1 pseudogene is annotated in these 225 nt (G+C 25.3%); it reads left to right on the top strand.

The features are described 5' to 3' along the window. Window positions 1-22: 22 nt before the first annotated feature. Window positions 23-141 (top strand): annotated as a pseudogene (locus KGF39_RS19720) (transcriptional regulator); the annotation flags it as partial. Window positions 142-225 lie beyond the last annotated feature (84 nt).

Raw genomic sequence — 225 nt, 5'->3', positions numbered from 1 at the left:
TAAAAGGGGGATATGTAACTAAGTGGCAATATTGATGAAAACAAAAATTAAATAATACAGGGAAAACTCCTTATGATGCAAAATGAACTTGCTAAATTAGTTGGTGTAAGACGTGAGACTATTGTACACTTAGAAAATGGATTAATGTAACATAAAGGATATTCATGATAAACATTTAAAAAACTAAATAATAATAAGGATACAAGATAATATAAAATTAATTTG

This window comes from Clostridioides sp. ZZV14-6345 (assembly GCF_020657775.1).
Classification (GTDB): Bacteria; Bacillota; Clostridia; order Peptostreptococcales; family Peptostreptococcaceae; genus Clostridioides; species Clostridioides difficile_D.
Note: the sequence above shows the minus strand (reverse complement) of the source record. Positions and strands in the feature narration are given on the sequence as shown.